General features: G+C 40.1%; 26 protein-coding genes and 1 tRNA gene. 22 read left to right on the top strand and 5 right to left on the bottom strand.

What is annotated here, in order from left to right; all coding sequences use genetic code 11:
- Positions 1–203: 203 nt before the first annotated feature.
- The 5 genes from CDZ78_RS08845 (at position 204) to CDZ78_RS08830 (ending at position 2398) form a co-directional block, all read left to right on the top strand.
- Positions 204–875, top strand: a complete 672-nt coding sequence (locus tag CDZ78_RS08845) for a hypothetical protein (RefSeq protein ID WP_087869695.1) — start codon at positions 204–206, stop codon at positions 873–875.
- Between the two features lie 190 nt (positions 876–1065).
- On the top strand, positions 1066–1617 hold the full coding sequence (locus CDZ78_RS08840; protein ID WP_167374228.1) for a Uma2 family endonuclease: 552 nt from the start codon (positions 1066–1068) through the stop codon (positions 1615–1617).
- A gap of 255 nt (positions 1618–1872) precedes the next feature.
- Complete coding sequence (locus tag CDZ78_RS24040; protein WP_307190473.1) at positions 1873–2001, top strand: DUF4160 domain-containing protein; 129 nt, start codon at positions 1873–1875, stop codon at positions 1999–2001.
- Positions 1995–2135, top strand: coding sequence for a DUF4160 domain-containing protein (locus CDZ78_RS24035; RefSeq protein ID WP_307190472.1), 141 nt, complete (start codon positions 1995–1997; stop codon positions 2133–2135). The genes CDZ78_RS24040 and CDZ78_RS24035 overlap by 7 nt, the downstream gene beginning before the upstream one ends.
- A gap of 11 nt (positions 2136–2146) precedes the next feature.
- Positions 2147–2398: a DUF2442 domain-containing protein gene (locus tag CDZ78_RS08830; RefSeq protein WP_087869693.1), complete on the top strand. Its 252-nt coding sequence runs from the start codon at positions 2147–2149 to the stop codon at positions 2396–2398.
- Between the two features lie 95 nt (positions 2399–2493).
- Here CDZ78_RS08830 and ampD read toward each other — a convergent pair whose 3' ends face one another.
- Positions 2494–3045: a 1,6-anhydro-N-acetylmuramyl-L-alanine amidase AmpD gene (gene ampD / locus CDZ78_RS08825; RefSeq protein WP_087869692.1), complete on the bottom strand. Its 552-nt coding sequence runs from the start codon at positions 3043–3045 to the stop codon at positions 2494–2496.
- Between the two features lie 184 nt (positions 3046–3229).
- Between ampD and CDZ78_RS08820 the strand changes: the two genes are divergently transcribed.
- The 5 genes from CDZ78_RS08820 (at position 3230) to greA (ending at position 10457) form a co-directional block, all read left to right on the top strand.
- On the top strand, positions 3230–3781 hold the full coding sequence (locus tag CDZ78_RS08820) for a hypothetical protein (protein ID WP_087869691.1): 552 nt from the start codon (positions 3230–3232) through the stop codon (positions 3779–3781).
- Positions 3782–4098: 317 nt separating this feature from the next.
- Positions 4099–4929 carry a carboxylating nicotinate-nucleotide diphosphorylase gene (gene nadC, locus CDZ78_RS08815; RefSeq protein ID WP_087869690.1) on the top strand — a complete coding sequence of 277 codons (831 nt, stop codon included), beginning with the start codon at positions 4099–4101 and terminating at the stop codon, positions 4927–4929.
- Positions 4930–5414: 485 nt separating this feature from the next.
- Positions 5415–6542 (top strand): glutamine-hydrolyzing carbamoyl-phosphate synthase small subunit, encoded by a 1128-nt coding sequence (gene carA, locus CDZ78_RS08810; RefSeq protein WP_087869689.1) that lies wholly within the window; start codon positions 5415–5417, stop codon positions 6540–6542.
- A gap of 17 nt (positions 6543–6559) precedes the next feature.
- Positions 6560–9766, top strand: a complete 3207-nt coding sequence (carB, locus tag CDZ78_RS08805) for a carbamoyl-phosphate synthase large subunit (protein WP_087869688.1) — start codon at positions 6560–6562, stop codon at positions 9764–9766.
- A gap of 214 nt (positions 9767–9980) precedes the next feature.
- Positions 9981–10457, top strand: a complete 477-nt coding sequence (gene greA, locus CDZ78_RS08800; protein ID WP_087869687.1) for a transcription elongation factor GreA — start codon at positions 9981–9983, stop codon at positions 10455–10457.
- Positions 10458–10554: 97 nt separating this feature from the next.
- Here the strand turns inward: greA and yhbY are convergent, their stop codons facing one another.
- Positions 10555–10869 (bottom strand): ribosome assembly RNA-binding protein YhbY, encoded by a 315-nt coding sequence (gene yhbY / locus CDZ78_RS08795; protein WP_087869686.1) that lies wholly within the window; start codon positions 10867–10869, stop codon positions 10555–10557.
- 49 nt (positions 10870–10918) lie between these two features.
- On the opposite strand from yhbY, the gene rlmE reads away from it, so the two are divergent.
- From rlmE to CDZ78_RS08755, 8 genes are all read left to right on the top strand, one after another.
- Positions 10919–11542: a 23S rRNA (uridine(2552)-2'-O)-methyltransferase RlmE gene (rlmE, locus tag CDZ78_RS08790; RefSeq protein WP_087869685.1), complete on the top strand. Its 624-nt coding sequence runs from the start codon at positions 10919–10921 to the stop codon at positions 11540–11542.
- Positions 11543–11688: 146 nt separating this feature from the next.
- Entirely contained in the window at positions 11689–13608 is a 1920-nt protein-coding gene (ftsH, locus tag CDZ78_RS08785; protein WP_174664572.1) for an ATP-dependent zinc metalloprotease FtsH, read from the top strand.
- A gap of 92 nt (positions 13609–13700) precedes the next feature.
- On the top strand, positions 13701–15041 hold the full coding sequence (gene glmM / locus CDZ78_RS08780; RefSeq protein ID WP_087869683.1) for a phosphoglucosamine mutase: 1341 nt from the start codon (positions 13701–13703) through the stop codon (positions 15039–15041).
- 54 nt (positions 15042–15095) lie between these two features.
- Positions 15096–15848 carry a triose-phosphate isomerase gene (gene tpiA, locus CDZ78_RS08775; RefSeq protein ID WP_087869682.1) on the top strand — a complete coding sequence of 251 codons (753 nt, stop codon included), beginning with the start codon at positions 15096–15098 and terminating at the stop codon, positions 15846–15848.
- 1 nt (position 15849) lies between these two features.
- The gene (gene secG, locus CDZ78_RS08770) at positions 15850–16320 is read left to right on the top strand and encodes a preprotein translocase subunit SecG (RefSeq protein ID WP_087869681.1); all 471 of its coding nucleotides are present in this window, start codon (positions 15850–15852) and stop codon (positions 16318–16320) included.
- A 7-nt stretch (positions 16321–16327) separates the two neighbouring features.
- Positions 16328–16412 (top strand) — tRNA-Leu (locus CDZ78_RS08765).
- 280 nt (positions 16413–16692) lie between these two features.
- Positions 16693–16878: a DUF1902 domain-containing protein gene (locus CDZ78_RS08760; RefSeq protein ID WP_087869680.1), complete on the top strand. Its 186-nt coding sequence runs from the start codon at positions 16693–16695 to the stop codon at positions 16876–16878.
- 35 nt (positions 16879–16913) lie between these two features.
- Complete coding sequence (locus CDZ78_RS08755; RefSeq protein WP_167374227.1) at positions 16914–17474, top strand: Panacea domain-containing protein; 561 nt, start codon at positions 16914–16916, stop codon at positions 17472–17474.
- Between the two features lie 775 nt (positions 17475–18249).
- Here CDZ78_RS08755 and CDZ78_RS08750 read toward each other — a convergent pair.
- The gene (locus CDZ78_RS08750) at positions 18250–18732 is read right to left on the bottom strand and encodes a hypothetical protein (RefSeq protein ID WP_140413952.1); all 483 of its coding nucleotides are present in this window, start codon (positions 18730–18732) and stop codon (positions 18250–18252) included.
- 288 nt (positions 18733–19020) lie between these two features.
- Here CDZ78_RS08750 and CDZ78_RS08745 point away from each other — a divergent pair, with 288 nt between their 5' ends.
- Positions 19021–19278, top strand: coding sequence for a hypothetical protein (locus CDZ78_RS08745; protein WP_087869677.1), 258 nt, complete (start codon positions 19021–19023; stop codon positions 19276–19278).
- Between the two features lie 274 nt (positions 19279–19552).
- On the opposite strand, the gene CDZ78_RS08740 is transcribed toward CDZ78_RS08745, so the two are convergent.
- Complete coding sequence (locus CDZ78_RS08740; protein ID WP_307190474.1) at positions 19553–20242, bottom strand: arginyltransferase; 690 nt, start codon at positions 20240–20242, stop codon at positions 19553–19555.
- Between the two features lie 5 nt (positions 20243–20247).
- Positions 20248–20940, bottom strand: coding sequence for a leucyl/phenylalanyl-tRNA--protein transferase (gene aat, locus CDZ78_RS08735; protein WP_087869675.1), 693 nt, complete (start codon positions 20938–20940; stop codon positions 20248–20250).
- A gap of 354 nt (positions 20941–21294) precedes the next feature.
- Here aat and CDZ78_RS08730 point away from each other — a divergent pair, with 354 nt between their 5' ends.
- The 3 genes from CDZ78_RS08730 to CDZ78_RS08720 are packed head-to-tail and all read left to right on the top strand — an operon-like array spanning position 21295 to position 24067.
- Entirely contained in the window at positions 21295–21531 is a 237-nt protein-coding gene (locus CDZ78_RS08730; protein ID WP_087869696.1) for a FeoA family protein, read from the top strand.
- Entirely contained in the window at positions 21531–23843 is a 2313-nt protein-coding gene (gene feoB / locus CDZ78_RS08725; protein WP_087869674.1) for a Fe(2+) transporter permease subunit FeoB, read from the top strand. Before CDZ78_RS08730 ends, feoB begins: the two co-directional genes overlap by 1 nt.
- Positions 23840–24067 (top strand): FeoC-like transcriptional regulator, encoded by a 228-nt coding sequence (locus CDZ78_RS08720; protein ID WP_087869673.1) that lies wholly within the window; start codon positions 23840–23842, stop codon positions 24065–24067. The genes feoB and CDZ78_RS08720 overlap by 4 nt, the downstream gene beginning before the upstream one ends.
- Positions 24068–24143: the final 76 nt, after the last annotated feature.

Below are 24143 nucleotides of genomic sequence, written 5' to 3'. Positions count from 1 at the left end.
GGTAACTAGTTAACTGAAGTTTCCCAATTATTGAGTAGCTGAAATACACAATGCTGGTGTATCGAGGTTTATTTTAGGTGGTTTTGCCATGTTTATAGCAAACCCCTACTTAATTCCCCTTAGGCAATAGCATTTGAAACGAATGAAAAGACTATTTTTTTCATATAGTTGTAGCATAGTTTCAATTTTACCATAAATAATTATTGGGAAACTTCAGTATAGAAGGATGGCCGAGTAAAAATGAGGTTGCACTGTTTGGGGTTTTCCTCGCAGACGAAAATAAAAATATTTTACGTACCGAAAGGAATGGTTACAAAATACGTTTTTTACGTGACTATCATCATGACCGGATGTTAAATGGGGCTTATTATACTGACGCTCCAAAGCACCGGTTGATAAAATCTCCTTTTATTTGCGATGATAATGGATTGCTAGAAGACTTAAAATTGAATAATAGTTTTTACACGGGCTTCCGTTCTGGTGAGAATAGGCAAGCTTATGTTCAAGAGGCAACAGGAGAAAACTATCCTTTTAAGCTCTTTTCTGTGAATTGTAAAAATACTGATAAAGATTCTCAGTGGTTAAGTACGTTGGATTATGACCCCCTGTTTTTACTAATCAAACAGGATCTTTTGGGTAATGATGAATACCGTATAAATACACTTTTTAATCGGCTCGAAAATCAGTATTCACCTCTTCTTCCAAAAGGCCCTGTATCCCAAGTATTATTAGGATATTACGCTAGATGGTATTCGCCCACTCAAAATGCCATAGGTGTTAAAGATGGAGTATTATTTGGTTATGGACCAGCTGTCGGATGGGAAATAACTAATTTAGGTCCAGCTGAGGAATGGCTTAATAAAGAAGGCCTTTAAGGGGGGGGCTCGGAAAGGGCGTAATTCTCTGTTATGCGTAGGTTGAATAAGCGATAGCGTAATCCGATAAGATATTGTACGATGTTTTGTATCACGGCGGGCGCTATGACGAAATGCGCTGTGCTTTTCCATCCTACGATGTGCCGTGTGGCTTATAATCATTGAATATAAAACTTAAATGGGGCAAGGAATGGCGCACGAAAAAGCAATTGAATATTATAGCTATACCGATTACCTTCACTGGGAGGGTAAATGGGAATTAATAGCGGGCATCCCTATGGCAATGTCTCCATCCTCAGTCATCAATCATCAGGCGATTGCTGGAAAAATATTAAATGAGCTGATGAATTCAATTGGAGATTGTGAAAAGTGTCTGGTATTAGGTGAAGAAGACTGGAAAATTGGCAATGATACCGTATTAAAACCTGATGTTGTTTTGATCTGTGATGAGCCGAATGATCAATACATCACAAAAGCACCCGAAATTATTGTAGAAGTTGTCAATCAATCTTCGGCCAAACGAGATGAAGTATTCAAATTTTCAATCTACGAAAGTGAGAAAGTCCCATACTATATAATCGTGTATCCAGGTGACTGTAAGGCAAAGCTTTATCGACTAGAAAATGGTAAATATTCCAAACAAGGAGACTTCTTTAAAGAAATCTATACATTCGAAGACACGACATGCAAGGCAAAAATAAATTTTGATAATGTGTTTAGACTATTTAGAAAGCGAGCATAAATAAGTTTATAAGGCGGGTAAATCGTTAGTTTGCCTGGTTCGAATAAGTGCCGCGTAATCTTGCAAGGATATCGGATGATAATTAATAAATAAAGGCTATGTACTCATTAAGTGTTGGAGACCACCTAAGTCATTGTTTTTACGTGAGTCATAGTAATAGTTAAATGCCAGTAATCATTGGCCTTTAAGTCTTACCAACAGCTAATGCAGACATAGCCTAAATAAATGTAAGAAAATACAGGAGATAGAGTTATTATGCCTTATGTATCAATGTTCTTCGGTATTATTATAAGAATGTTTCATAATGAATATAATCCCCCACCTTTTCATGCTGAATATCAAGGGCAAAGAGGACTCTTTAATTTTTTAATGGGGAAATGCTAAAAGGAAATATAAAGTCAAAAACGGCTAGAAAATTAATTAAACAGTGGGCTAATTTACATTCAGAAGAATTGAGGAGTAACTGGGATAAGGCCGTTCAGGGTAAACAGATTGATAAAATTGAACCACTCAATTAATTGGGGGCAGTATGGAGTATCTACCAGTAGTTATTGATGCAGAATATGTGACTGATTATAAAATCAAAGTGACTTTTGATAATGGTGAAAAAAGAATAGCAGATTGCTTCAAATGGCTGAATGGAGAAGTATTTGAGCCATTAAAAGATAAAGTTTATTTTAAAAAATTTTTTGTTGATGGTTGGTCAATATCCTGGCCAAATGGAGCAGATATTTCACCAGAAGCGCTTTATGAAGAAAGTCAGCCTTATAACCTGGACTGAGCGATAGCGTATCCGACACAGCACAATGCTTTGAATCATGGCGGAGCTATAATGTTATGGGCTGCGCTTTTCCATCATTTTCTGCAAGTTGTTTTTTAGTTTATAGCTTTTAACAGCTGACTTAGTTTTTTCCAGTCAAAATATTTTCCAGGGTCAGTTTTACGTTGTGGAGCAATATCACTGTGACCGGTGATATTATTCAGGCTTAGTTTAGGGTATGTCTGCATTAAGCACTGTATTAAAGAGGCAAGTTGTACGTATTGAATCTCGGAATACGGGCTGCAATCTGTCCCCTCTAGCTCTATACCTATGGAAAAGTCGTTACATTTTTCGCGTCCTTTATATTCAGATTTACCTGCGTGCCAGGCGCGCTTATTGAAAGGTACGTACTGCGTAATCAAACCGTTACGGTCAATAACAATATGACTGGATACGTGTAACTGGCAAATTTCAGAAAAACCGGGGTGGGCCAGAGCATCAAGTTGATTGGTAAATAATTGCTCAATAAAAGGTGTACCGAACTGACCTTCGGGTAGGCTAATGCAGTGAATGACAATTAATGAAATATCATGCTTATCTCCTCGATGATCACAGTTTGGTGAAGGTGTTTTTTGTGCTGATGTTAACCAGTGATTATTGATTATCATTGATAATGATGGCTTTAAGAGAAAAATTCTGTGTATTTAAAATATTCTATTACTATCCGCATTATTATATGGAATAATGCTTGTTCATTACTCTATGTAGTGATAGATAATAGCCACAGATGAATGAAAAGTGTGTGGTTTGTTCGGTATTATAATAAAAAAATATTAATAGAAGGGGAAATGTGTGTTGGAAATTGGGGTAATTTTAGTAATTATTATTGCTGCGTGGTTTTATCTGCGCAAGAATGGAGCCGCTGAAGTTTCATCGGTAGAGTCTGAAGAAAAGACACCAGCAACAGCTGTAACGCGAGAGCCGGTCAAGAAAAAAGTGAGTGCAAGCCAGCCGGTTGCCGTTATTCCAGAAGACTCCGCATTAAAAAGGCATTATTTGCAAAACCTGGCTGGCATAAAGGCTAGTCTGGAAACGCCGTTCCCTGAAGATTCAGCCCTACGCCGTCATTACCTACAGAATATAGCAACACAACAAAGTGAAGACAATTCGTGTGATGAAGCTCCGGCAGTTGTAACTGAGGATGCAGTGACTGAAGTCATTTTAAGCAAAAAAATAAGTACTCCCGAAGATGTAGTGTTAAGGCGTCATTATATTCAGCAGCTTGTTGCAAAAACTGAAGCAACGATGCCGCCTCGCCCGACAGATTCAACTTTAAAGCGTCATTATGATACCCAGTTAATGAGTTCAGTACTTAGTCAGTTACAAAAACAAGAATCGAAATAATATTTTTTAAATAAGGGGGCGTTGTGCAAATCATGCGCTGCGTACCTTTGTTTACTTTGTATTAGCATAATTTTTCCTGATTACCCATAACTCTCAGCTATACGTCGTCATTCCTGCATGCTGTTAGCAGGAATCTCTTAGGTTAAGCATAGATTCCCGATAAAGCTTGTGCCCACGCTTGACTGGGTAGACTTCGGGAATGACGTGATTTTTAACTTACGGATGCTTAAAGCTTTATTCTACTATGGCTGAGAGTTGTACGTAATCAGGTGATTTTTTAACTGTTTGTTGATCGCTAAAGCTCCTTTGCACACTAGATGACCTATCCAAACCCTATTAATGTTCAGGCATTTCTTGATGAAGATATTGGCAGTGGAGATATTACTGCCTTAATTATTGATGAAGCCAGAGTAGCTACGGCTAAAGTGATTACTCGTGAAGCTATGGTCTGCTGTGGGCAAGACTGGTTTAATGCGGTTTTTAAGGCATTAAATGCTGATATACAGGTAGAGTGGCACGTTCATGAAGGACAATGGCTGGAAGCAAACACCCTGCTTTGTACACTAAAGGGTAATGCTCGATCTTTATTGACAGGTGAGCGCACTGCACTGAATTTATTGCAAACTCTCTCGGCAATCTCTACACAAGCCCGTATTTATGCAAATAGGGTTGCAGGAACAGGTTGTAAAGTTCTAGATACTCGCAAAACCATACCAGGCTTACGTGATGCTCAAAAGTATGCGGTTGCTTGCGGGGGCTGCCATAATCACCGTGTTGGTTTGTATGATGGCATTTTAATTAAAGAAAATCATATTATTGCTGCCGGATCTATTGCGCAGGCAGTCGCCCAGGCCAGAAAAATGAGTAATATATTACTCGAGGTCGAAGTCGAATCAATGTCTGAGCTAGACCAGGCACTAGCAGCTCAGCCAGACAGAATTATGCTGGATAATTTTTCTGTTTCCCAGTTACAGGTTGCTGTAAAAAAGGTTGCAGGCCGATGCGCTCTGGAAGCTTCAGGTAATATTCTATTAAGTAATATCAGGGAAATTGCTGAAACCGGGGTAGATTATATTTCTATTGGTGCATTAACAAAAAACGTGCAAGCGGTGGATTTATCCATGCGCATTGATTTGGAGGATGAATAATGGAAGAGATAGATGTGTAGCATTGAAGAGCGTAATAAGTTTACGCCGTAAGGGGTTTTTTGTTGGTGAAGGAAAGCCGGTTGAAGTAGATGTTAAGTGATAACTAGACAACGAACATGGTCAAAAAGAAGGTATTCATTCCAGATGTCGAGTTGTTTATACGCGTAGAGTAGCACAAGAAAAATGTCAGATAGGTTTGTGTTTTATCAAATTTTTCGATGATGGGTATGATAAATTTCTGACTTTTATTGAACATGCGCTGAAACAATATCTTATATAAAATATTCGTTGACAGTGCATTAATGCAAGTGAAGTAGGGTTTGTAAATAATAAAATTAAAATCTTAATGACCGCACCTTGATAATTCAGTAAAATCATCCTAATAATTCGATTACTATTCGAATAACGCTGTTAAAGAGCGTATTAATTCTATAACGGGAAGGGTCGCAAGGTTCTTCCCGTTTTGTACATTTAAGGTGGCTACATTGAACAAACCCGCATTATTAATGTTGGAAGATGGAACAGTATTTAAAGGTGTGTCGATTGGCGCGGATGGCTGTTCAGCCGGTGAAGTAGTGTTTAATACATCTTTAACCGGATATCAGGAAATCCTTAGTGATCCCTCTTATGCGAAACAGATCATAACCTTAACATATCCACATATAGGCAATGTTGGAACGAATAATGAGGATAATGAATCGGCGGCTGTGTTTGCCAGCGGCCTGGTTATTCGTGATTTGCCAATGCTTGCCAGTAACTTTCGTTCTGAGAAAGGGTTATCTGACTATTTACAGGATAATAATGTAGTTGCTATCGCAGGTATTGATACCCGTCAATTAACACGCTTATTACGCGATAAAGGTGCGCAGCGTGGATGTATTATGGCGGGTGAAAGCGTTGATGAGGCGCTAGCAAAAAAAGCGATAGATGCATTTTCAGGTTTAAAGGGAATGGATTTAGCAAAGCAGGTTACGGTTAAAGAATCTTATCAGTGGACGGAAAATACCTGGGATTTACAACAAGGCTATACTCAGGTTGAAAGTTTCACTAAACATGTGGTTGTATATGATTTTGGTGTTAAACGTAATATCTTACGTTTATTAGCTAACCGTGGCTGTCGGGTAACCGTTGTTCCTGCAATGACTTCCGCGGCAGATGTTTTGGCAATGAATCCAGATGGTGTTTTTCTATCTAATGGTCCAGGTGATCCAGAACCTTGTGTGTATGCTATTGAAGCAATACAGGAAATTTTAGAGAAAAAAATACCGGTGTTTGGTATCTGCTTAGGACATCAGTTATTAGCTTTGGCCTGCGGTGCTAAAACAGAAAAAATGAAATTTGGCCATCACGGTGCCAATCATCCGGTACAAGAAAAAGCGACAGGTCGGGTAATGATTAGTAGTCAGAATCATGGTTTTGCGGTAGATGAAAAAACATTGCCTGATAATTTAACGGCGACCTATCACTCTTTATTCGATGGCAGCTTGCAAGGCATTGCGCGTACTGATATTCCGGCAATGAGCTTTCAGGGGCACCCTGAAGCAAGCCCAGGCCCGCATGATGTCGAGTCATTATTTGATGACTTTATTGAAATGATGAACAACGCTAACTAATAAGAGACACAACGACGATGCCAAAAAGAACCGACATAAAATCCATCTTATTATTAGGCGCGGGCCCTATTGTGATTGGTCAAGCCTGTGAGTTTGATTATTCAGGTACGCAGGCTTGTAAAGCTTTACGGGAAGAAGGTTACCGAATTATTCTGGTTAACTCTAATCCGGCAACGATTATGACCGACCCGGAGATGGCCGATGCGATTTATATTGAGCCGATCGATTGGCAAACAGTTGAAAAGATTATAGAAAAAGAAAAGCCTGATGCAGTATTGCCGACGATGGGTGGGCAGACAGCATTAAATTGTGCTTTGGACCTAGATAAACATGGCGTATTAGAAAAATATGGCGTGGAAATGATTGGTGCAACTAAAGAAGCCATTAATATGGCGGAAGATAGAGATTTATTTAACCAGGCAATGGGCAGACTTGGCTTTGAAGTGGCTCGATCTAAAACAGCACATACTATGGAAGAGGCTTTTGTTGCGCAGGCAGACGTCGGTTACCCAACTGTTATTCGCCCCTCGTTTACCATGGGTGGTAGTGGCGGTGGTATTGCCTATAATAAAGAAGAATTTATTGAAATCTGTGAGCGTGGTTTATATTTATCGCCAACCAATGAGCTGTTAGTCGAAGAATCAGTCTTAGGCTGGAAAGAATATGAAATGGAAGTGGTACGTGATAGTAAAGATAATTGTATTATTATCTGCTCCATTGAAAACTTTGACCCAATGGGGGTGCATACAGGGGATTCCATTACCGTTGCGCCTGCACAGACTTTAACTGATAAAGAATACCAGATTTTACGTAATGTTTCTTTAGCAGTGCTACGTGAAATTGGTGTTGATACTGGTGGCTCTAATGTACAGGTAGCTATTAATCCGGCTGATGGGCGGATGGTGGTTATTGAAATGAATCCACGAGTGTCACGTTCTTCCGCTTTAGCCTCTAAAGCAACGGGCTTTCCTATTGCTAAAGTAGCAGCTAAGCTAGCTGTCGGGTTTACGCTGGATGAATTAAAAAATGAGATTACAGGTGGTGCAACTCCTGCTTCATTTGAGCCAACGATAGATTATGTAGTCACTAAAGTACCGCGTTTCACTTTTGAAAAATTCCCACAGGCGGACGATAGATTAACCACACAGATGAAATCAGTCGGTGAGGTAATGGCTATTGGGCGTACTTTTCAAGAATCTTTACAGAAAACCTTGCGAGGTCTGGAAATTGGTGTTGATGGTCTAGATGAAATTGTTGATTTATCCCAATCTGATGCAGAAGATATTATGCAACGGGAAATGCGTCATCCAGGACCTGAGCGTCTATGGTATGTTGCCGATGCATTTCGCAGTGGCATGTCATTTGATGATGTGCATGAGGCGAGCAAAATTGATCCATGGTTTTTAGCGCAAGTTGAAGATTTAGTCTTAACGGAAAAGTCTTTAATGAGTAAAACCCTGGCAACCATAAACGGTGAACAGTTATTCCGCTTAAAACAAAAAGGTTTTTCTGATGCGCGTTTAGCAAAGTTACTGGAGACTAAAGAGTCAGATATTCGCAAGACCAGGCATAAATTAGATATACGCCCTGTCTATAAACGTATAGACTCCTGTGCCGCTGAGTTCTCTTCTGATACTGCCTACTTATATTCGACTTATGAGCAGGAATGTGAAGCACGAGTTTCTGATAAAGAGAAGATTATTATTTTAGGTGGTGGGCCGAATCGTATCGGACAAGGTATCGAGTTTGACTATTGTTGTGTACATGCTGCCTTAGCTCTGCGTGAAGAAGGTTATGAGACGATTATGGTGAACTGTAATCCTGAAACAGTATCTACTGATTTCGATACTTCTGATCGTTTGTACTTTGAATCTTTAACTCTGGAAGATGTGCTGGAAATTATTCAACTGGAAAAACCTAAAGGCGTTATTGTGCAATATGGAGGACAAACTCCGTTGAAATTAGCGCGTGCATTAGAAGAGGCTGGCGCACCTATTATAGGAACTTCACCTGATGCTATTGATCTGGCAGAGGATAGGGAGCGTTTTCAGAAATTAATAAATAAATTAAACCTGAAACAACCTCCTAATGGAGTAGCTTCATCTTTAGAGCAAGCGTTGAGTGTTGCAAAAGAGTTAGGTTTTCCTTTGGTCGTACGTCCTTCCTATGTATTAGGTGGGCGTGGTATGGAAATCGTTTATAACGAAGACGCTTTGCAGCGCTATATGAAAGAAGCGATTAGTGTTTCCAATGATTCGCCGGTGCTTCTGGACCGTTTTCTCGACGATGCAATTGAAATGGATGTAGACGCGATTTATGATGGGGAAACCTTATTAATTGGGGGCTTAATGCAGCATGTTGAGCAAGCAGGAGTGCATTCTGGTGATTCAGCTTGTTCGATTCCTCCTTACGATTTAGCGGAACATTTACAAGATGAATTAAGAGTTCAAGTGGCACAAATGGCCGAAGCGCTGGGGGTAAGAGGATTGATGAATACCCAGTTTGCAATTCAAGGTGAAACTATTTACGTCTTAGAAGTAAATCCAAGAGCGTCACGGACAGCACCTTTTGTTTCTAAGGCCACTGGCTATCCTTTAGCAAAAATTGCTGCGCTGTGTATGGCAGGAAAGTCATTAAAAGAGCAGGGTATTACAGAAGAACGTATTCCAGAATATTTTTCAGTCAAAGAAGCTGTTTTTCCTTTTGTTAAGTTTCCTGGCGTGGATCCATTGTTAGGCCCTGAAATGAAGTCCACTGGGGAAGTGATGGGGGTAGGGAAAACCTTTGGTGAAGCCTTTGCAAAATCACAACGGGCATCTGGTGTGGATTTGAGCCACAGTGGTAAAGTGCTGATTAGTATTCGTGAAGCAGATAAACCTAAAGTGGTTGAAATAGCGCAAATGCTAATTGCAAAGAGCTATGAAATTGTTGCAACACGAGGAACTGCAAAAGTACTTGAGGATGCTGGAATCGATTGTGAAGTGGTTTGTAAAGTAAATGAAGGCCGTCCTAATACAGTTGATATGATTAAAAATGATCAGGTACAACTAATTATTAATACCACTGAGGGTGTTAAAGCGGTAGCAGATTCATTTACTATGCGTAGAGAAGCATTGCAGCACCATGTGACATATTACACAACCATGGCAGGTGCAAAAGCAGCTTGTTACGCATTGGGTGAACTTGATGCGGGTGATGTTAATTGTTTGCAGGATTTACATTAGGGTTTATTAATCGAGAAAACGGAAGGGCTGGCTTATGTCAGCCTTTGTTGTTTTTATTTGCTGATTAAAGATGTGCTTTTTTAGGCTGTGGTCTGAGCTCGTTCTTAATGCATTGATAGATAGCCTAATTTTACTGGTATGGCAATGCCCGCTTTAAATGAGGCGTTGTTTTTTAATTGATTAAATATAAGATTTGAAAGTCTGGAGTTTTTAGATGGATAAGATACCTCTTACTGTTGCGGGAGCAGATAAGTTACATGCTGAGTTGGAAGAGTTGAAAACCGTAACTCGACCACGTATTGTCGAAGCGATTGCAACGGCGAGAGCGCATGGTGATTTAAAAGAAAATGCAGAATATCATGCGGCGCGCGAGCAGCAAAGCTTTAGTGAAGGGCGTATTAATGAAATTGAAGCGAAATTGTCTAATGCGCAAGTTATAGATGTCAGAACAATAGATGCTAAAGGTAAAGTTATTTTTGGTGCGACAGTTGAAATTGAAGATTTAGAATCTGAGAAAAAAGTGACCTATCAGATTGTTGGTGAAGATGAAGCAGATATTAAAGCAGGCCGTATCTCAGTGAAATCACCTATTGCCAGAGCGTTGATTGGTAAAGAAGAAGAAGATGTCGTTACCGTTAAAACGCCAGGTGGCGACGTGGATTATGAAATTTTATCTATTCAATATATTTAACACTACAAACTAGTTATTAGGGGTAGGGTGTTGCTTTAGTTCGCTTTTTCCTGGTTTTATAATAGCGGGATCAAACAACGCCCTACAAGTAGAGATTCTAACGAGTGCCGTCTCTTCTTCGGGTATGTGGTGCTTGTTTCTTCTTTGTTTGTTCCGGTTTTTTACGATAAATAACAATAATTTGCCCAATACTCTGGATAGGTTCAGCCTTGGTTTCTGTGCAAATTTGTTGTTGAATCTGTTTACGTTGCTCTCTTTCTGCACGAATTTTAATTTTAATCAGTTCATGGGTATCAAGTGCTAACTCAATTTCCTTAAGCACTGCTTCTGTTAAGCCGGCTTGGCCTATCATAATCACGGGGTTTAGCTCGTGAGCTAGAGTTTTCAATTGTTTTAGTTGTTCAGAATTCACTCAGTATTTCCTTAATGAAAGATAATTAATACAATTTTACACTAAATATATGGCGCGAAGTAAAAGTAGTAATCAATGGATGCAAGAGCATCTAAATGATGAGTACGTTAAAAAGGCAAAAGAACTAGGTTATAGATCCCGGGCGACTTTTAAACTGATTGAAATCATTGAAAAAGATAAGCTAGTACGCACCGGGATGAATGTTGTTGATCTTGGGGCAGCGCCTGGTGGCTGGTCTGAATATGTGCGTGGCATAGTAGGTAAAAAACAAAAGGTTATTGCTCTGGATATTCTGGATATAGAGCCCATTGAAGGTGTAGATTTTATTCAGGGTGATTTTAGGGAAGACAAGGTTTTTGAGCAACTTAATGAAATTCTGGATGGCGCTCCTATTGATGTGGTTTTGTCCGATATGGCACCTAATTTAAGCGGTAATAAAGCTATAGATCAGCCGAGTGCCATGTATTTATGCGAGCTGGCACTTGAGACTGCAGTTGCTGTTTTAGTTGATGGCGGCACCTTCCTGGTTAAGGTTTTTCAAGGAACAGGCTTTGATGAATATAAAAAACAGGTCGCTAGTTCATTTGATAAGGTTCTGATTAGAAAACCAAAGTCATCCAGAGCGCGTAGTAATGAAGTTTATATTTTGGCTAAGGGCTTTAAAAAGCAATAACTGCCCTTATTGTAGTAAATTACTGGTTTATTTTTGCTAAACCATAATGAATAGTGATAAATCGAGGGATATAACCCTGATATAATCACTTGCAAACGATTTTTTGATTAGGGTTATTCAGGTCAGGGGCGAAAAAATTGAACGATATGTTTAAAAATGTACTTTTGTGGGTTGTCATTGCCGTTGTTTTGATGTCCGTATTTAATAATTTTGGTTCCCGGACAGGGCAAAATAATGCAGCACTTTCCTATTCGCAATTTATTGATGCTGTAAAATCAGGGCAAGTCCAGAATGTTATTTTAGATGATGAAAATGGCATAAAAGGTCAGTTGCAAAGTGGTGAGAGATTTACTTCCTATGCGCCTAATGATCCTCATCTGATTGATGATTTATTAGCGAGTGGCGTAGAGATTAAAGCTCAGGCAGCTACTGAAGAATCCATGTTGATGCAGATATTTATCTCATGGTTCCCCATGCTTTTGTTGATTGGAGTCTGGGTGTTTTTTATGCGTCAGATGCAAGGCGGTGCCGGTGGTAAAGGTGGGCCGATGAGCTTTGGTAAAAGTAAAGCCAGGATGCTTGAGGAAGATCAGATTAAAGTAACATTTGCCGATGTCGCAGGTTGTGATGAAGCAAAAGAAGAAGTCGAAGAAATGGTGGATTTTCTTAAAGATCCAGCAAAATATCAAAAACTGGGCGGTAAAATACCGCGTGGTGCATTGATGGTCGGCCCTCCGGGTACAGGTAAAACGCTATTAGCTAGAGCCATTGCAGGTGAGGCCAAAGTACCATTTTTCACTATTTCTGGTTCCGATTTTGTGGAAATGTTTGTCGGTGTCGGTGCATCACGCGTACGAGATATGTTTGAGCAGGCTAAACGCCATTCACCATGTATTATCTTTATTGATGAGATTGATGCGGTAGGTCGTCAGCGTGGTGCAGGTTTAGGGGGTGGTAATGATGAGCGAGAACAAACCTTGAATCAGCTATTAGTTGAAATGGATGGTTTTGAAGGCAATGAAGGCGTGATTGTTATTGCGGCAACCAATAGACCTGATGTATTAGATGCTGCGTTATTACGCCCTGGACGTTTTGATCGCCAGGTAACGGTCAGTTTACCAGATGTAAAAGGGCGTGAAAGAATTCTGGGTGTGCATATGGCTAAAGTTCCTGCTGCAGATGATGTGCAAATCAAATATATTGCGCAAGGAACGCCGGGGTTCTCTGGAGCTGATTTAGCGAACCTGGTTAACGAGGCCGCTTTATATGCTGCTAGAATGGATAAACGCATGGTCAGTATGTTTGATCTTGAAAAGGCTAAGGATAAGCTTATTATGGGCGCGGAGAAACGCTCGATGGTAATGGATCCAAAAGAAAAGAAGATGACTGCCTATCATGAAGCAGGGCATGCTATTGTTGGTAAAATAGTACCTGAACATGACCCGGTTTATAAAGTGAGCATCATGCCGCGAGGTCGTGCACTAGGGGTTACTATGTTCTTGCCAGAAAAAGATCAGTACAGTGCCAGTAAATGTAAATTAGATAGCATGATTTCCAGTCTATATGGTGGGCGTATTGCCGAGGCCCAGATTTTTGGCGGGGAGCAAGTTTCTACCGGCGCTTCAAACGATATAGAACGTGCTACTGAGTTAGCAAGAAACATGGTTACTAAATGGGGGTTCTCTCAACGTCTAGGTCCTTTAGCCTATAGTGAGGAAGAAGGTGAAGTATTTTTAGGCCGCTCAGTCACTCAACATAAGAGTGTTGCGGATGAGACCTCGCATACGATTGATGAAGAGATCCGCTCTATTATTGATAAAAACTATGAGCGTGCAGAAAAAATCTTAAAAGATAATGAAGACATACTACATACTATGTCTGATGCTTTAATGAAGTACGAAACCATAGACAAAGACCAAATCGAAGACCTGATGGCTCGCCGGCCAGTAAGGGAACCACAGGGATGGGATGATACTGAGCCGCCTAATCAAGGAGTTAAGGTAGAAGATGCTGTTGAAGCTAAAGAAACAGAAACGCCTAAAGCTAATGCGGCCGAACAAAATTAAAGATACTTAAGAGTATCATCACGTGAAATATAAAAAAGGGAGAAGTTTAAAGCTTCTCCTTTTTTTGTTATGGATAAACAGGATATAGATAGATGAATAAGAAATATTTTGGAACGGATGGTATTCGTGGCACAGTTGGTAAACAGCCGATAACACCTGATTTTTTTCTAAAATTAGGCTGGGCAACGGGAAGGGTATTTGCCGAAGCGGGGCAGGGATTCGTATTAGTTGGTAAGGATACCCGGATTTCTGGATATATGTTTGAGTCAGCATTAGAAGCGGGTCTTTCAGCAGCAGGTGTTAATACCCAATTACTAGGCCCAATGCCGACGCCTGGTATTGCTTATCTGACACGGACACTGCGAGCGCAGGCAGGTATTGTCATTAGCGCTTCGCATAACCCTTATTATGATAATGGCATTAAGTTCTTTTCCACAGAAGGGACAAAATTAGCTGATAAGTTAGAGCATAAAATTGAATATTATCTCGATCAACCCATGACAACGGTAGCCTCTGATAAGTTGGGTAAAGCAAAGCGGCTGCCGGATGCATCAGGGCGATATATTGAGTTTTGTAAAGCAAGTATTCCTGCAAGTATTGATTTTAATGGACTTAGAATTGTTGTTGATTGTGCAAATGGATCGACATACCACATTGCACCACATGTATTTAGCGAAGTAGGTGCGGAAGTTATTGAAGTAGCCGTGTCTCCTGATGGTTTAAATATTAATGAAAATTGCGGAGCAACCAAGCCGGAGCTGCTACAGGAAGCGGTTATAGAGTATCGAGCTGATTTAGGTATTGCACTGGATGGTGATGGAGACCGCTTGATTATGGTCGACCATAAAGGCGAAGTTGTGGATGGCGATGAATTAATTTTCATCATCGCTAAAGCAAGTCAATCCGCAGGTACATTAAAAGGCCCGGTGGTTGGTACTTTAATGAGTAATTTAGGCATGGAGCATGCTTTAAAAAGCCTAAATATAGATCTACTTCGTGCTAATGTTGGGGATCGTTATGTGATGGAACTAATGAAGCAGCATAATAGTATTTTAGGCGGCGAAGGTTCCGGGCATATTATTTGTCTGGATAGAACCACGACTGGGGATGGTATAGTTGCGGCGTTACAGGTATTGGCTGAAATTCATAAAACCGGAAAGTCACTTTATGAGCTCAAGTCCGAGATGAGTAAATACCCACAAGTATTGCTTAATGTAAAAGTAAGTAAAAAAGTGGATCTTGCCAGTAATGAAGCAATTCAAAAATCAGTTAAAACGGCCGAGAAAGCATTAGGAGATCAAGGGCGAGTATTACTGAGAGCATCTGGAACAGAGTCGTTGATAAGAGTAATGGTTGAAGGTGCGGATGAAGTGAAAGTAAGAAAATATGCGCATTCCCTGGTAGACGACGTTAAGAATGCAATCACTGCTTGAAATGCTTGGTCATAATAGCTATCATAAGCGGTTTATTTAATTCTGGAGTTTGTGATGCGTAGAAATCTTGTTGTCGGCAACTGGAAGATGAAAATTAATCATCAAAGTGCGCAAGATCTTATTGATGGCCTTATTGAAGGTTTGCCTTCTGAAGATGCTGATATTGCAGTTTGTCCGCCGTATTTGTATATTCCTGAAGTTAGTCAGCGTCTAGCAAACACGGCAATAGAATTAGGAGCGCAGAATGTTGCGACGCACCAGGAAGGTGCCTATACAGGTGAAATTGCAGCGGTAATGCTTAAAGATTTTAACTGTAAATATGCAATCGTCGGGCATTCAGAGCGTAGAGCAAACTATGCGGATACAGATACTACAGTTGCGCAGCGATTTCAGCAGGCTATTGATGCAGATTTAATTCCTGTGCTTGCTGTCGGTGAATTGCTAGAGCAAAGAGAAAACGGCACCACTTTTGAGGTTGTTGCAAAACAACTGAATGCAGTGCTTGAATTTTCCGGGATCGACAGTTTTAAAAATGCCGTTATTGCATACGAACCTGTATGGGCAATAGGCACAGGCTTGACTGCATCTGCAGAACAGGCACAAGAAGTACATCTATTTATTCGACAATTATTAGCTGAAAAGAATCAGCAAATTGCCGAAAAAATTCAGATTTTATATGGTGGTAGTGTTAAGCCACAAAATGCAGAAGCTTTATTTGCAATGCCAGATATCGATGGCGCTTTAGTTGGTGGAGATTCGTTAAGTGCGGACTCTTTTTTAAAGATTTACTCTTCATTTCAAAAATAAAATGTATCAAGTTATTATTATAGGTCATGTATTAGTCGGCATAGCCGTTATTGGATTAGTATTAATACAGCACGGAAAGGGTGCTGATGCAGGGGCTGCTTTTGGTAGTGGGTCATCTGGTACAGTATTTGGCGCTCAAGGTTCAGCTTCATTTTTATCAAGAACAACAGGAATACTTGCAGCCGTTTTCTTCTCAACCAGCCTGGGTCTGGCTATACTTAGTGGAAACACAGGAAGTGATGCTGATATTATGGATATCCCTGTTGCAGAGCAATTACAAGCTGAAATACCGGTGATTGAAGGGGAGCAGGTAATTCTAGATGAGCCAGTTATGGTCGAAGCAGAAGTACCTCAAGTTGCTATAGAGGAAGCTGTACCAGGTATCGTTGCTGAAGATGCTGTTATTGAAGAAGCTATAGTGACTGAAGAAGGCGTTCCTGGCGTTGTAGTTGATGAAGTTGTCACTCCATAACAAAAAAGCCGATGTGGTGAAATTGGTAGACACGCCATCTTGAGGGGGTGGTGACGCAAGTCGTGCCGGTTCAACTCCGGCCATCGGCACCAATAGAAAGTCCGGAGTAGTCCGGTAAAGTACAGAAAGCTCAAGAGCCATAAGGCCTTGGGCTTTTTTTATGCCCGCTTATGTCCGAGGAAAGCATTGACAACCACGATATGTTGGCGAAAGATTAAGAGTGGAAGTTAACATTACTCTGACCCCTGTTATAGATTACAGCTAAGTAAGAAATAATCACTATCTAACGGCTTGATGGGTTCAGGGTGCGGGTAACTTTTAAGTGTTATAATGTCTGATAAAGTCCAAGGAAGTATTATTTAAGGTAATAGTATGGCAACAAAATCATTTGAAATAAATATTATCTATGATGACGAGGTAAATGTATTTATTGCCACAAGTAAGGACATACCCGGTTTGGTTCTGGAAACTGAACATTTCAACGATTTAAAGAAAGAAGTAGAAGAAGCAATACCAATTTTATTTTATTTGAATGGTAATACACACCAACAAAACTAAGCATATGATCAGGTTCATGTTATATGGGGGTAAATATGTATTCTGAAGAACGTACAGCACAAATGGCAGCCTATTTTCTCTCTAAAAAAGGCTTGCAGATGGCATATATAAAGCTGCTTAAATTACTCTATTTAGCTGATAGGGCGGCTTTACTAAAATGGGGAGAGTCATTAACAGGGGATTGTTTTGTTTCGATGCCACAGGGCTCCGTTTTATCCCAAACTTATGACCTAATTAAAGGTGCAAGCTTTTCATCTACTGATGGTTGGGATTACTGGGTTAGGGATGAAAAGAATTATGAAGTTTCATTAAAGCAGGAAAATGTTAACAGGGACAGTTTTGATGAACTTAGCGATGCTGAACTTGAAATATTAGATGGCGTTCTATTAGAGTTTGGCAACATGAAAAATTTTGATATTGTTAAATACACTCATGATCACTGTGCTGAATGGGAAAACCCCAATGGCAGCTCCTACCCTATAAAGCCAGAGACTATATTTCGAACACTGGGAAAAAATGAAGATGTGGTGAATGGACTGGTGCATCATAACAACACTCAACACCAACTTGATTCAGTTATTAATCAATTGAGGTGAACACTAGCCAAGTGCTTCGCAAAGGAACCATACTTATCCCTACAGGCCCTAACACCTCCATGTTATCTGTAATGATCCAGTATTCTATCCAAACCTTGTAAAAGATTGTGTTCTCGCTGTTAATTTGAGTACTGTGAGTGATTTAATTGATTACGATAAAACATGGGAGTTATATCCTTTATAGAAAATCTGCAATTCTTGGAGTGACTAGCATTTCAAGAAGTATTGATGATGGATCTTTTTCTACACATCAACCATTTAATGATGTAACTTTTGGTAAGTGCTATTCAGACACTTATGACTCCATTGATGATCTTATGAGTTTTCTTGAATCATGACGTAGTAAAAAACAGGTGACTTTGAACGCTTGGCGGTATCTGTATACATGTAATTTTATAAGCTAATGATATATAAGGTATATATTGCCCTATTCAAGGCAGGCCATCGCACCAATAGAAAGTCCGGACATGTCCGGAAAAGTAAAGAAAGCCCAAGAGCCATAAGGCCTTGGGCTTTTTTTTACGTCCGCATATGTCCGAGGAAAACATTGACAACCACGATATGTTGGCGAAAGATTAAGAGTGGAAGTTAACTTTACTCTGACCCCAGTTATATTTGGACCCCGCTCTTTCGTCATGTGTGCAAAATACAACAACGGCGACCAGAAGGCCGCCGTTTACTTTGGATAGGATTCAAGGAACAACACAGATCAAATCTGTAGCTTCAAAGGAAGTGCCGTCAATCGAATTCCGGTGTTAGCGCATACTAAAATGTTCTAAATTAAGTCTGCACATTGACCCTCTACCCCTTTGGGAGCAAAATTAGCTTTATTATTAGTTGGAACTGGTATGTTTCCTTTGCACACAACTCTGTTTCCTGCTGTGTTGCCCTCAACCCACATCGAGGCAATAGTATCGTTGCGTTTCACAATAATGTTCTTGCCCACCTGATTATAGGCCAGATTTATATTTCTAACTGCGTTGCTTTCTACTATCAAGTTTCTGCCGATGTAAGAGTCTTGAACATTAATGCCTTTAAGAGCATCTATTGCTATCTCATATCCGTATATTTCAATATCTCCAGATACGGTTAGCTCGTACAATCCAACACCGCGCCCGCTGATACCATTCTTGCTGTTACCATCGAGGATGACATCGCCAAAAACTTTGGCGCGGCTTAAATTTATAAAACCGGCTTTGTAAGAACGGAGAGAGCCATATATGGTAAGTGGATACAGGCTACTTATTCCCGCTTCCAAAGTCCCGCCTGCTTCTACTATAAGATTGCCAAATATAATAGTGCCAACGTTTATGGCAGCATGTGCTGCCCTCCGGTACAATAAGATCGGTTTCAACTCTTAATTGATTGAACTCTCCAACACAAAACGTCTCCGCTTGCGCAGTTGCCATAAACAAGACCAGTAAAACTGATAGGCATAGTGCTTTGATATTCTTGTTATTCATACTATTCTCCTGGTTAAGTGAATGGTGCTTCTTGGCACCGATGTAACATCTATTATCTTTGCTTAATTGTGACAGGATATTAAATGAAACTAGCAAACGAACGGTATGGTTCGGCTATTAAATTTAAACAAGAGCAGTTACAAAACAAAATATTACGGATGCTTAATCGCTTGACGTATTATCATGAAAAGCGTCAGGAACATGGCCGTATCTGTTGGCTATTGGATCAAGGACTAGAGCGCGTACCGCAACTTGGGGCTGATTGTCAGCGACTTATTTCCTACCATCAAGAAGTCGAAATCAAGGGGTATGCTAGCCAACAAGGTCAACAATTTCATTGAGTGACAGATCCGCTCTGGCAAGGTATGTTACGTTCTGTTCCAATTTATATTGGGGCGTGTAAAGCGAAGGGGCATTCATTAGCCTGCCCGTGTATTTGAATAGGTAATAACTGGGGTCAGAGTAAAGTTAAATGTGATAAACTTACCCTTATAATCCATAAAATTTATTTCAGAGGGCAAATAATGGCTCGACTTCCGAGAATCACGACAGCAGGTGTGCCAGTGCATCTTGTGCAGCGAGGAAATAACCGTCAGGCCCCCACAGTTATAGTGTTTAAGGGATGGCTCTCCATTGATTATCAACAAGCCCTTGTAAGGGCTGATAGTTAATTTTATAGGACATTTTTTGACAGTTCTCTATCCAGTAGCCCAAGTAAAGCCATTCTAAACCGAGTGATTTAGCATGATCGATTTGCCACAGTACGGCATAGACACCTAGGCTACGAGCTGAAAACCTGGGGTCAAAAAAAGTATACACTGCAGATAAGGCATTATCGAGCAAATCAACCACGGCGAGACCGGCTAATTCATTATTGCAAGAAAACTCGATAAATAAGGTATTACACCAGTCGCTACTTAAAAAATTAATATAGTTTTCTTCGGTTGTATTGGTCATGCCGCCATCAGTATGACGGCTTAGTTGATAGCGCTGATAAAGGTCATAGTGTGCTTGTTCAAATTTGGCAGGTTTTATATTAATTTCAATATCAGCATTCTTTTTTAAAGTTCTACGTTGCTGTCGCGATGGATGAAAATCTTGCACAGCTAAGCGTGCTGGAATACATTTTTTACAAGTAGTGCAGTAAGGCTTGTAGGCATGATCGCCACTGCGTCGAAACCCTTGGCTAATTAGCTGGGAATAAAAGTCGGTATTAAGAGAGAAATCTGGGTGTATATAGGCAAATTGTGCACTAAGATCGTCTAAATAGCTGCATTTATGTGGATTATCAAGGTATAAGGGGATGGAAATTATATTTGCCAGGCTGTGGAGATAGGTTTACGTTGATAATATTGTTGCAGTAATGAGGAAAAGTTAGATCGTGTTACTTCCTCTGCTCCCAGGCTAACTAGATGTTCAGTATGTACCTGACAGTCTATTAGGTGATAACTCCAGTGGGAGAGTTGCTGAACCAGACTGATGAAGGCAACTTTTGAAGCATCGGTTTTGCGATGAAACATGGATTCTCCAAAAAATACCTGTCCAACTGCGATACCATATAAACCGCCGACTAGCTTATTGTCATGCCAGGCACATTCTACTGAATGTGCGTGGCCTTCTTGATGTAGTCGGATATAGGCAGATTGCATTTCAGGGGTTAGCCAGGTTCCTGCCTCATTAGATCTTGGTGCTGCACAGGCTTGTATGACACGGAAAAAAGCCGTATCAAAACTAATTTGAAAGTGTTGTTTGCGCAAAGTTTTTTGCAAGCTTTTAGAAATATGTAATTTATCTGGAAAAATTACCAGCCTTGGGTCAGGTGACCACCATAATATTGGATCTTCATTGCTATACCAGGGAAATATTCCCTGGCGGTATGCGTTAATAATACGCTGTGTTGATAAGCAGCCTCCAACAGCAAGTAAGCCATCTGGTTCACTCAGTGCAAGTGAAATATGCGGGAAGGCTTGGTCAGCCTGGCTAGGGTCAAGAAGTGTCAACATGAATCGAATAGTCCAGCGATATTGATTAGATGGATTAATTTCTGTAGAGCGGACTTCAGTCCGCACACCTATTGAAAATAGCGGTTTACAGTCCGGTCTACAAGTAACTCTTTATTTTTAATCATGCCCATAGCAGTCATAAAACTGTAAAAGATATTATAAAGGAATAATAAGAAGTAGAAAATCCCGTAGGAAAGAAGTTAGGTTGTTGTTTCTAATGTTTATTGGAATGTCGTAATTTAATTAATTTTAATGCAGAAAAGAAGGGTGTTTTGGGGGGGTATATGCTATATTAATGAGAATGATTATTAATTAGATAAATATTGGCTCTTATAAAGGAGAAGATAAATGGATATGAGAATATTGAGCCTAAAAGACTTAGCCATAGGTGACAAAGGGCGAGTAACTGGTTTTAGTAAGCAAGGTAGGGCATACAGAAAACGTTTATTAGCAATGGGCTTGACCCCGGGAACTGAATTTTCTATTGTTCGGTTTGCACCTTTAGGTGATCCGGTGGAAATTGCGTTAAGAGGGTTTTCCTTAACGTTACGTAAAAATGAAGCCGATATATTGAGTATAGAGAAAGTCTAATGCAGATTGATTATACAGTGGCAGTTGTTGGTAATCCTAATTGTGGGAAAACGACTCTTTTTAATGTTTTAACGGGGGCGCGGCAGCACGTTGGTAACTGGCCTGGCGTGACTGTAGAAAAGAAAACTGGCGAGTATACATATGACGGAAAGCTGGTTGAAGTCGTGGATTTACCAGGTACCTATTCTTTAGAATCTGATAGTGAAATTTCTCTAGATGAACGTGTTGCAAGGGATTTTGTCGCAGCTAAAGAAGCCGATTTAATCATTAATATTCTGGATGCTTCCAATATTGAACGTAATTTGTATTTAACTTCCCAGTTAATTGAAATGCGTGTGCCGATGATTGTTGTGCTCAATATGATGGATGTGGTTGCGCGACGTGGGTTACAGATAGATATTGAGAAATTAGCTGAACAATTAGCTAGTCCAGTTATCGCAATTTCTGCATCAACACGACAGGGTATTAAAGAACTAAAAGACCGTGTTAGTCTTGCGGTAGTAGAACAGTCTATTTCTCATTTAGATATTGAATATCCTCCTGAAATAGAAAAGGCAATCACTACTTTATCTGTTTCTTTGCAACAACAAGCCATTGAGCATAAATGTAACCTACGCTGGTTAGCCATACGATTGCTGGAAAGAGATACTCTGGCTAAGAAAATATCCGGTAGTGAATGCGCACATCAGGCAGAAGTTCTGGAGCAGGCAATTGAAAATGCAACAGACGATGAAGTGGATATTTTAGCCGCTGATGCTCGTTATGGCTTTGTTAATCAAGTTACTCATCTGTGTGTTAATAAAATACATGAAGTGAGTCGAGGGATGACTAATAAAATTGATAAATGGGTATTAAACCGTTATTTAGGTATCCCCATTTTTCTATTAGTGATGTATTTGATGTTTATGATCACTATTAATATTGGTAGTGCCTTTATCGATTTTTTTGATCAAGTCGCGGGTGCAATTTTTGTTGATGGTTTCTCCATCTTATTAAGTGCCTTGTCTTTACCTGAATGGCTGGTGGTTTTATTAGCTAATGGTGCGGGTGGAGGAGTGCAGGTTGTTGCTACTTTTATTCCAATTATCGGCTTCCTGTTTTTAGTTTTATCTTTACTGGAAGATTCTGGGTATATGGCGCGGGCAGCGTTTGTTGTTGATCGTTTTATGGGCATGATCGGCTTACCCGGTAAGTCTTTTGTGCCGATGATTGTTGGTTTTGGCTGTAATGTACCTGCGATTATGGCTACTCGGACACTGGAAAGTCAGCGTGATCGAATATTGACCAATATTATGAATCCCTTTATGTCTTGCGGGGCTCGTTTACCTGTGTATGCCTTATTTGCAGCCGCTTTTTTTCCTGTGGGTGGGCAGAATCTGGTATTTGGCTTATATGTCTTCGGTATTCTGGTTGCGGTTTTTACTGGATTAATTATGCGTCATACCTTGTTTAAAGGTGAATCTATGCCTTTTATTATGGAGTTGCCTAATTATCATTTACCAACCCTGCAAAGTATTGTTATTCGCACCTGGGATCGCTTAAAAACATTTTTGGTTAATGCGGGTAAAGTCATAGTGCCGATGGTTCTGGTGCTTAATTTTTTAAATTCTCTCGGAACAGATGGGTCTTTTGGTAAGGAAAATACGCAAAAGTCTGTGTTGAGTGAAATAGGGCGCACCCTAGTACCTGTTTTTCAGCCTATGGGAATTCGCGAAGATAATTGGCCGGCAACCGTGGGTATTTTTACTGGGATCCTCGCTAAAGAAGCTGTGGTCGGTACGCTCGATGCTTTATATAGTCAGCTTGCTTTAGACGGCGCAGAACAGGAAGAAACAGTCTTTGATTTTCAGCAAAGCCTATTAAATGCGGTAATGACTATTCCTGAAAATTTAATGGCGGTAGCGGATAATTTACTCGATCCGCTAGGGCTGAATATTGGTGATGTAGGAAATATGCAATCTGCTGCTGAAGAGCAGGAAATAAGTCATGGAACATTTGGTGAAATGCAGGCTCGTTTTGATGGCCAGGCCGGTGCATTTGCGTATTTATTATTTATCTTATTATATGCACCCTGTGTTGCGGCAACTGCTGCAATTCAAAGAGAAACCGGGACTAAATGGACGATATTTATTGTTTCATGGACAACAGGTATTGCCTATATGACAGCTACCATTTTCTATCAATTGGCTACTTATACTCAGCATAGGGAAACGTCACTTTTCTGGATAATTGGCTTACTGACGCTTTTTGGTAGTGTAATATTTTCTTTCTGGTTAGCTGGCAGGGCAGAGTTAAAGCGAGGGGTAGCATGATTTTATCCGAGTTACGCGATTATCTTAAACAGCAACACCGACTTTCATTGCTGGAGATGGCTAATCATTTTGATATTGATGCCGATGCACTACGCGGTATGCTTAGCAAATGGGTTAGTAAGGGTAAAGTAAAACAGATAGATATGGGAGCTACATGTGGGACTAGCTGTTGTAAATGTGATCCAGCAATGACTGAGCTTTATGAGTGGGTTGAAAGAAATTAGGTTTTTCTTCTGAAAAGAACAATATAAAGCTACTGAAGTTTCCCAATTATTGAGTAGCTGAAATACACAATGCTGG

Origin of the sequence: Bathymodiolus platifrons methanotrophic gill symbiont, assembly GCF_002189065.1 — a bacterium.
Classification (GTDB): Bacteria; Pseudomonadota; Gammaproteobacteria; order Methylococcales; family Methylomonadaceae; genus Methyloprofundus.
Note: the sequence above shows the minus strand (reverse complement) of the source record. Positions and strands in the feature narration are given on the sequence as shown.